Annotated in this window: 9 protein-coding genes; 4 read left to right on the top strand and 5 right to left on the bottom strand. The window is 59.5% G+C overall.

Features of this window, described 5'->3' with window-relative positions; genetic code table 11:
* Window positions 1–72 precede the first annotated feature (72 nt).
* Window positions 73–1,218, bottom strand: a complete 1,146-nt coding sequence (locus EJA71_RS08325) for an MFS transporter (RefSeq protein WP_158955844.1) — start codon at window positions 1,216–1,218, stop codon at window positions 73–75.
* A 186-nt stretch (window positions 1,219–1,404) separates the two neighbouring features.
* Window positions 1,405–2,898 (bottom strand): aldehyde dehydrogenase, encoded by a 1,494-nt coding sequence (locus EJA71_RS08320; protein WP_038359230.1) that lies wholly within the window; start codon window positions 2,896–2,898, stop codon window positions 1,405–1,407.
* A gap of 235 nt (window positions 2,899–3,133) precedes the next feature.
* On the opposite strand from EJA71_RS08320, the gene EJA71_RS08315 reads away from it, so the two are divergent.
* Entirely contained in the window at window positions 3,134–3,496 is a 363-nt protein-coding gene (locus EJA71_RS08315) for a cupin domain-containing protein (RefSeq protein ID WP_158955842.1), read from the top strand.
* A gap of 205 nt (window positions 3,497–3,701) precedes the next feature.
* Here the strand turns inward: EJA71_RS08315 and rpmG are convergent, their stop codons facing one another.
* Window positions 3,702–3,857 (bottom strand): 50S ribosomal protein L33, encoded by a 156-nt coding sequence (rpmG, locus tag EJA71_RS08310; RefSeq protein WP_016772554.1) that lies wholly within the window; start codon window positions 3,855–3,857, stop codon window positions 3,702–3,704.
* Window positions 3,858–3,868: 11 nt separating this feature from the next.
* Window positions 3,869–4,102, bottom strand: coding sequence for a 50S ribosomal protein L28 (gene rpmB / locus EJA71_RS08305; protein WP_007920377.1), 234 nt, complete (start codon window positions 4,100–4,102; stop codon window positions 3,869–3,871).
* Between the two features lie 448 nt (window positions 4,103–4,550).
* Here rpmB and EJA71_RS08300 point away from each other — a divergent pair, with 448 nt between their 5' ends.
* On the top strand, window positions 4,551–6,137 hold the full coding sequence (locus tag EJA71_RS08300) for an ABC transporter substrate-binding protein (RefSeq protein WP_158955840.1): 1,587 nt from the start codon (window positions 4,551–4,553) through the stop codon (window positions 6,135–6,137).
* Between the two features lie 131 nt (window positions 6,138–6,268).
* Here the strand turns inward: EJA71_RS08300 and radC are convergent, their stop codons facing one another.
* The gene (gene radC, locus EJA71_RS08295; RefSeq protein WP_158955838.1) at window positions 6,269–6,943 is read right to left on the bottom strand and encodes a DNA repair protein RadC; all 675 of its coding nucleotides are present in this window, start codon (window positions 6,941–6,943) and stop codon (window positions 6,269–6,271) included.
* 135 nt (window positions 6,944–7,078) lie between these two features.
* Here radC and coaBC point away from each other — a divergent pair, with 135 nt between their 5' ends.
* Together coaBC and dut are read left to right on the top strand one after the other, a co-directional pair.
* On the top strand, window positions 7,079–8,287 hold the full coding sequence (gene coaBC, locus EJA71_RS08290) for a bifunctional phosphopantothenoylcysteine decarboxylase/phosphopantothenate--cysteine ligase CoaBC (RefSeq protein WP_122604565.1): 1,209 nt from the start codon (window positions 7,079–7,081) through the stop codon (window positions 8,285–8,287).
* Window positions 8,288–8,292: 5 nt separating this feature from the next.
* Complete coding sequence (gene dut / locus EJA71_RS08285; RefSeq protein WP_122594515.1) at window positions 8,293–8,748, top strand: dUTP diphosphatase; 456 nt, start codon at window positions 8,293–8,295, stop codon at window positions 8,746–8,748.
* Window positions 8,749–8,835: the final 87 nt, after the last annotated feature.

Here is an 8,835-nt window from a genome sequence, read left to right as displayed (position 1 = left end):
AGCCTTCGGCAGCTCCTACAGGAGGAATGCATTTCAACTGTAGGAGCTGCCGAAGGCTGCGATCTTTTGACCTTAGGCCGGTTCGCTCACGGGTCCGAAAGCTCCTTGTCGCAAGAGCAGAATCACCAACCCAAACGCCCCAATCGCCATCAACAATGGCAACGCATGCCCATTGATCCACTGACTCCCCGCCCCCGCCGCCAGCGGTCCGACCAGGCAGCCCACGCCCCAGAGCTGCGCGATATGCGCATTCGCCCGCACCAGCGCATCGTCGCGATAACGCTCGCCAATCAGGATCAGCGACAGCGTGAACAAACCCCCGGCACTGGCGCCGAACAACACCCACAGCGGCCAGATCAGCAGCGTATCGAGCAACAGCGGAATCGCCAGGCTCGACAGCATCAGCACCACCGCGCAGCTGGCAAACAGCGTGCGTCGCGACAGGTAATCGGCCAGCGCGCCAATCGGCAATTGCAGCAGCGCATCGCCGACCACCACGGTGCTGACCATCGCCAAAGCGATTTCAGCGGTGAAACCCTGTTGCAGGCAATACACCGGCAGCAACGTCAGGATCATCGCCTCGAACGCCGCAAACAACGAGACCGCCCAGGCAATCGCCGGTAACTCGCGAGCAAATCCCCATAGATCGCGGAACGTCACGCTGCTCGCTTCACTGCTCGGCGCACCGCTGCGACCCAGCAACAGCAACGGCGACACCAACAGCAGGCCGACGCCGACCCAGAACCCGTAATCATGCTCGGTGCCCAATGCGCCCAGCAGCAACGGACCCGACAGTTGGCTCAACGCATAACTGCTGCCATACAGCGCCACCAATCGACCGCGCCAGTTTTCCACTACCAGTTGATTGATCCAGCTCTCGCCGAGGATGAACACGATGGTCAGGATCACGCCGATCATCAGGCGCAGCACCAGCCAGATTGGGTAGCTCGGCAACAACGCCAACAAGCCGATCGACAGTGCCCCGGCCCACAGGCACAGGCGCATCAGGTTGGCCGTGCCAAAGCGCGCCGCCAGATGACTGGAAATCTTCGCGCCCAGCAACACACCAATGGCCGGCATCGCTGCCATGACGCCGATGGCGAAGGAGCCATAGCCCCAACTCTCCAGACGCAACGACACCAACGGCATGCTGACCCCCAGGGCCAGACCGACACTCAAGACAGACGCCAACACGGCGAAATACGTCGCCCAACGCATGGTCCACGCTCCTGTGGATTATTTTTATGTGCGCCAAAAATCACTGTGGGAGCGAGCTTGCTCGCGAATTCGGTTTCACATTCAGCAAGTCTGCTGACTGATACACCGCTTTCGCGAGCAAACTCGCTCCCACAGGGGATCTCTGTATGGTTCGGGAGCCCGACTGAGTCAGGCTCCCTTAACGGCTTACAGCTTGATCCACGTCGCCTTCAGCTCGGTGTACTTGTCGAACGCGTGCAGCGACTTGTCGCGGCCGTTGCCTGACTGCTTGAAGCCGCCGAACGGTGCGGTCATGTCGCCGCCATCGTACTGATTGACCCACACGCTGCCGGCACGTAGGGCCTTGGCGGTCAGGTGCGCCTTGGAGATGTCCTGGGTCCAGACCGCTGCGGCCAAGCCATACGGCGTGTCGTTGGCGATCTGAATGGCTTCTTCGGCGGTATCGAAAGCGATCACCGACAGTACCGGCCCGAAGATCTCTTCCTGAGCGATTTTCATCGCGTTGCTCACACCGTCGAAAATCGTTGGCTCGACATAAGTGCCACCGGTTTCCTGAAGAATGCGCTTGCCGCCAGCGACGAGCTTGGCGCCATCGCTGTGACCGGACTCGATGTACGACAGCACGGTGTTCATTTGCTGGGTATCCACCAGCGCACCGACGTTGGTCGCCGGATCCAGCGGGTTGCCCGGTTTCCAGGTTTTCAGCGCCTCGATCACCATCGGCAGGAATGTGTCCTTGATCGAACGCTCGACCAGCAAACGCGAACCGGCAGTGCAGACTTCGCCCTGGTTGAAGGCGATGGCACTGGCAGCGGATTCTGCAGCAGCCTGCAGATCCGGCGCATCGGCGAAGACGATGTTCGGGCTCTTGCCACCGGCTTCCAGCCAGACGCGCTTCATGTTCGATTCGCCGGAGTAGATCATCAGTTGCTTGGCGATCTTGGTCGAACCGGTGAACACCAGCGTGTCGACATCGTTGTGCAGGGCCAGCGCCTTGCCGACGGTGTGACCGTAGCCCGGCAGCACGTTGAGCACGCCTTTCGGAATACCGGCCTCAACGGCCAGTGCGGCGATGCGGATGGCGGTCAGCGGCGACTTTTCCGACGGCTTGAGGATCACCGAGTTACCGGTCGACAGCGCCGGGCCGAGTTTCCAGCAGGCCATCATCAACGGGAAGTTCCACGGCACGATGGCGCCGACCACACCCACTGGCTCGCGGGTCACCAGACCCAGTTGATCGTGCGGCGTGGCCGCGACTTCGTCGTAGATCTTGTCGATGGCTTCGCCGCTCCAGCTCAGCGCTTGCGCCGCGCCCGGAACGTCGATGTACAGCGAATCGCTGATCGGCTTGCCCATGTCGAGGGTTTCGAGCAGGGCCAGTTCTTCGGCGTGCTGCTTGAGCAGACCGGCAAAACGGATCATGGTGGCTTTGCGTTTGGTCGGCGCCAGGCGCGACCAGACCCCGGAATTGAAGGTAGCGCGGGCGTTTTCCACGGCGCGCTGGGCATCGGCGGCGTCACAGCTGGCGATCTTGCCGAGCAGACGGCCATCGACTGGGCTGATGCACTCGAAGGTTTCGCCGGAGACGGCGTCGGTGTATTCGCCATTCAGGTAGGCGCGGCCTTCGATTTTCAGGTCGCGGGCGCGTTGTTCCCAGTCGGCACGAGTCAGGGTGGTCATTCGGGTGTCCTCCTCTATTGAATACGGGCGCCGCGATCTTCGCGGACGTCTTCAAGAATTCTGCCTGGCCAGCCTGCATTTCGGCCCGAGGCAACCGCCACCCTAAACCAGCGGCCGGGGTTGTTTCAATATATTTGACATAAGGTGGCCATACGGCCTTGCGGTGTTGATTTTAATCAACATAGACTTTGGCCCTTTCCAGCCAATCGCGCCGTATTCACAGGGGATAACAACAATGAACATCCAGAACGTCGTCGACATCAGCCTGACCAGCAGTGAAGCCGAACGCTATCGCCCGGACCCGGCCAAGGTCCTCAAGGGTGATCCTGAACAAGCGGTGTTTCACCAATACGAAAGCCCTTGTGGGCAAATGGGCGTCGGCGTGTGGGAAGGCGCGGTGGGTCAATGGACGGTGAACTACACCGAGCATGAGTACTGCGAAATTCTGCAGGGGGTTTCGGTGTTGCGTGATGCGGACGGCAATGCCAAGACGTTGCGTGTCGGCGACCGCTTTGTGATTCCAGCGGGTTTCCGTGGCACTTGGGAAGTGCTCGAGGCTTGCCGCAAGATTTATGTGATTTTCGAACAGAAGGCCTGAGGATTTTCGCTGGCTGATATTGCCCTACCGCTGGCAAGCCAGCTCCCACAGGTTTCGTGTTGAACACAATTTTGTGAACATCAACGACCCTTGTGGGAGCTGGCTTGCCAGCGATGAGGCCCGCACCGGCGCTACAAAATCAGCGGCAACAAAAAAGGCCCGTATCGTGAGATACGGGCCTTTTTCGTAAGTCAGGAAAAATCAATTACTTGATTTTGCCTTCCTTGTACATCACGTGCTTGCGAACAACCGGATCATATTTCTTGATCTCGATTTTGTCCGGGGTAGTACGCTTGTTCTTGTCGGTAGTGTAGAAGTGACCAGTACCGGCGCTCGAGATCAAACGAATCAATTCACGCATGATTAGCTCCCTTAAATCTTGCCATCGCGGCGAAGTTCGGCGAGCACGACAGTGATGCCACGCTTGTCGATGATACGCATGCCTTTGGCAGATACGCGCAGACGCACAAAACGTTTCTCTTCTTCAACCCAGAAGCGGTGATGCTGCAGGTTCGGCAGGAAACGACGACGGGTTTTGTTGTTTGCGTGGGAAATGTTATTCCCAGTCACCGGACCCTTACCGGTAACTTGACATACTCTCGACATGCCTCAGCCCTCTAAAACCACATGCCCAACCCGGCATGGGTTGGCCGCTTAATCTCTCAGTCATTTGGCGCCAGGCGCCGCGTTTCTTTAGAGGTCTTACCGGCTACACCTACAGTGAAGGAACCGGGCCCCTAGAAAAGAGCGCTGCTTTATACCAGAAAGACTTCGGAGCAACAACAATCGGTGTGCAATCAATCGGCAAAAAGGCGTTTTTTCGGCCGGCGAGCGCCTTGGATAAAGGCTGGCATCGATTTTTACCACTCGTCGAAGAAAATTGCCTGCACCGGTGTTTCAGACTTTTTGCCAGACGCCGCGGTCTGAAAAACTGCCATCACTGTGCCCTTAAAATGCAAAAAGGGGATAGTCATTTGTAATCCAGCCCTCTAGGGTAGGCCTTTTCCAGACTGCACTCGCAGATGGGCCTTCGATCTGTAAAAGGAAACCGACCATGCGCCTCGCTGCCCTACCCCTGTTGCTCGCCCCGCTCCTGCTGAGCCCTCTGGCCCAGGCCGCCGCGCTGAGCGTCTGCACCGAGGCCAGCCCGGAAGGGTTCGACGTGGTGCAATACAACTCGCTGACCACCACCAACGCTTCGGCTGACGTGCTGATGAATCGTCTGGTGGACTTCGACACCGCCAGCGGCAAAGTCGTGCCGAGCCTGGCCGACAGCTGGGAAGTCAGCACCGATGGCCTGACGTACGTGTTCAAGCTGCACCCGCAGGTGAAGTTTCACACGACCGATTACTTCAAGCCGAGCCGCGAGCTGACCGCCGAAGACGTCAAATTCAGCTTCGACCGTATGCTCGACCCGGCCAATCCGTGGCACAAAGTCGCTCAAAGCGGCTTCCCGCACGCGCAGTCGATGCAATTGCCAGCGCTGATCAAGAAGATCGACGCACTCGATCCGCTGACCGTGCGCTTTACCCTTGATCATCCGGATTCAACGTTCCTGGCGACCCTGAGCATGGGCTTCGCTTCGATCTACTCCGCCGAATACGCCGACAAACTGATGAAGGCCGGCGCGACCGACAAGCTCAACAGCCAGCCAATCGGCACCGGCCCGTTCGTGTTCACTCGTTTCCAGAAAGACGCGGCGATCCGCTACAAGGCCAACCCGGACTACTTCCGCGGCAAGCCTTCGGTGGATCCGTTGATCTTCGCCATCACCCCGGACGCCAATGTACGCCTGCAAAAGCTGCGGCGTAACGAGTGCCAGATCGCCCTGTCGCCGAAGCCACTTGACGTACAGGCCGCGCTGAAGGAACCGACGCTGAAAGTCGAAAAGACTGACGCGTTCATGACCGCTTTCGTCGGTATCAACAGCCAGCATCCGCCGCTGGACAAACCGGAAGTACGTCAGGCGATCAACCTCGCCTTCGACAAGGCCAACTACATCAAGGCTGTGTTTGAAGACACCGCCGAAGCCGCAAACGGCCCTTACCCGCCGAACACCTGGAGCTATGCGAAGAACCTGCCGGGGTATCCGCACGATGTTGCCAAAGCCAAGGCGCTGTTGGCCAAGGCCGGGTTGAAGGATGGCTTCCAGACCACCATCTGGACGCGCCCATCGGGCAGCCTGCTCAATCCAAACCCGAGCCTGGGCGCGCAGATGTTGCAGTCGGATCTGGCGGAAATCGGCATTCAGGCGGAAATCCGCGTGATCGAGTGGGGCGAACTGATCCGCCGCGCCAAGGCCGGCGAGCATGATCTGCTGTTCATGGGCTGGGCCGGCGATAACGGCGACCCGGACAACTTCCTCACGCCGCAATTTTCCTGCGCGGCGGTCAAGTCCGGCACCAACTTTGCGCGCTACTGCAATGCTGATCTGGACAAGCTGATCAGCGCCGGCAAGACCACCAGCGAACAGGGTGTGCGCACCAAGCTGTACGAGCAGGCGCAGGCGCAGATTCAGCAGCAGGCGTTGTGGTTGCCGTTGGCGCACCCGACCGCGTATGCGCTGACACGCAAGGACGTGCAGGGTTACTCGGTGAGCCCGTTTGGGCGTCAGGACTACTCGAAGGTCAACCTGAAGTAAGCGCAACTACGCATTACCTGTGGGAGCTGGCTTGCCAGCGATGACGGCGGCAAATTCAATACTATTTGCCGCCTGAAACTCCGCTATCGCTGGCAAGCCAGCTCCCACAGGGTTTTGCATTTTCTTGGAATCTACATCCAGCCACATTCCGCCATCGACAGCGGCTCGCCATCACCGACGATGAAGTGATCAAGCACCCGCACATCAATCAGCTCCAGCGCCTTTTGCAAACGCTTGGTCAGCAGCCGATCCGCCTGACTGGGGTCAGTGTTCCCCGACGGATGGTTGTGACAGAGAATCAGCGCAGCGGCGTTATTGGCCAGACATCGTTTCACGACCTCTCGGGGATGCACGCTGGTGTTGTCGATGGAGCCGCGAAACAGCGTCTCGAACGTGAGCACTTGATGCTTGGAGTCGAGAAACAGGCAAGCAAATACTTCGTGCGGTTCGTGGCGCAGCATCGCTTTCAGATAGTCGCGAACGACTTTAGGGTTTTCCAGGGCGGTTTTTTGCCGTGACTTCTCGGCCAGATGCCTTTTGTTCATCTCCTGAGCCGCTTGCAGTTGCGCAAACTTCGCCGGCCCGAGCCCCAATTGTTTGCTGAATGCGTCCTGATCGGCCTCAAGCAGCAAACGCAGGCTGCCGAATTGAGTCAGCAGATTGCGCGCCAGATCCACAGCACTTAATCCGGGCAATCCGGTACGCAGAAAAATCGCCAATAACTCGGCGTCCGAAAGGCTCGCTGCCCCGTGCTCCAATAACCTTTCCCGCGGGCGTTCCGCCGCAGGCCAATCGCGAATACTCATACACATTCCCTGTCTGTGGGCGCCGCTGTTCCGTAGCGGTCGCTGTGATATCTTAGCCCATCTTTTTTGCGGGCGAATTCACCCTGGGGAGGGGGTTTCGCCACGTATGTCACCCACGAAATGAAAGGCAGACCTATGCAGCGGCTGTATCGGAAACGCATCGTTCTGGGCGTCGGCGGCGGCATCGCGGCCTACAAGAGCGCTGATCTGGTTCGTCGCCTGATCGACCAGGGCGCCGAAGTGCGTGTGGTCATGACCCACGGCGGCGCCGAGTTCATCACTCCGCTGACCATGCAGGCACTGTCCGGCCACCCGGTGCACCTCGACTTGCTCGATCCGGCTGCCGAGGCTGCGATGGGCCACATCGAGCTGGCCAAATGGGCCGATCTGGTGCTGATCGCCCCGGCCACCGCCGACCTGCTCGCCCGTCTTGCCCAAGGCATTGCCAACGATTTGCTGACCACGCTGGTGCTGGCCACCGACGCTGTCGTCGCGGTTGCTCCAGCGATGAACCAGGCGATGTGGCGCGACCCGGCGACCCAGGCCAACCTGCAACTCCTCGAAAGCCGTGGCCTGAAGACTTTCGGTCCGGCCTCGGGCAGCCAGGCCTGCGGCGATGTCGGCATGGGCCGCATGATGGAAGCCACCGACCTCGCACAGTGCGCGGCAGACTGCTTCCAGCGTCAGGCGCTGACCGGCAAGCACGTCGTCATCACCGCCGGCCCGACCCAGGAAAACATCGACCCGGTGCGCTACATCACCAACCACAGCTCCGGGAAAATGGGTTTTGCCCTCGCCGAAGCAGCGGTTGAAGCAGGCGCCCGGGTGACCTTGATCAGCGGCCCGGTGCACCTGCCGACGCCGGACCGCGTCACGCGCATCGACGTGGTCAGTGCCCGCGACATGCTCGCGGCGTGTGAATCGGCGATCCCGTGCGACGTGTTTATCGCCTCGGCAGCCGTTGCGGACTACCGCCCGGAAGTCGTCGCCCCGCAAAAACTCAAGAAAGATCCTACGAGCGGTGACGGCTTCGTCCTGCAAATGGTGCGCAACCCAGACATTCTGGCCACCATCGCGACACGTCCCGACCGTCCGTTCAGTGTTGGCTTTGCCGCCGAGACCGAACACCTGCTCGACTACGCTGCACGCAAGCTGAAGGACAAGAATCTCGATTTGATCGTCGCCAATGACGTCGCCAACCCGAGCATCGGTTTCAACAGCGAAGAAAACGCCTGCAGCGTGATTGACCGTGAGCTGCACGCCACGGTTTTCGCCCAGACCAGCAAGAGCAAGATCGCTCGCCAACTGGTCACTTTTATCGCCGAACGTCTGAACCAGGTTTAATTTACATGCACGCTTTGCAAGCCAAGATCCTCGACCCACGCATCGGTACTGAATTCCCGCTGCCGCAATACGCCACGCCAGGCTCCGCCGGCCTCGACCTGCGCGCCATGCTGGATCAGGACATCGTGATCAAACCGGGTGAAACCGTGCTGATCCCCACCGGTCTGTCGGTTTACATCGGCGACCCGAACCTGGCCGCACTGATCCTGCCGCGCTCGGGCATGGGCCATAAGCACGGCATCGTGCTGGGTAACCTCGTCGGCCTGATCGACTCCGATTATCAAGGTCCGCTGATGGTCTCCTGCTGGAACCGTGGCCAGAGCGATTTCACCATGACCGTCGGCGAACGTCTGGCGCAACTGGTGCTGGTACCGGTGGTGCAGGCGCACTTCGAAATGGTTGAAGAGTTCGTCGAAACCGAACGCGGCACCGGCGGGTTTGGCCACACCGGCACCAAATAACCGAATACATCTCCTGTAGGAGCTGCCGAAGGCTGCGATCTTTTGATCTTGATCTTAAAAAACAAAGTCAAAAGATCGCAGCCTTCG

The sequence above is a fragment of the Pseudomonas sp. PB106 genome, assembly GCF_009764645.1.
In the GTDB taxonomy this organism is placed as follows: Bacteria; Pseudomonadota; Gammaproteobacteria; order Pseudomonadales; family Pseudomonadaceae; genus Aquipseudomonas.
Note: the sequence above shows the minus strand (reverse complement) of the source record. Positions and strands in the feature narration are given on the sequence as shown.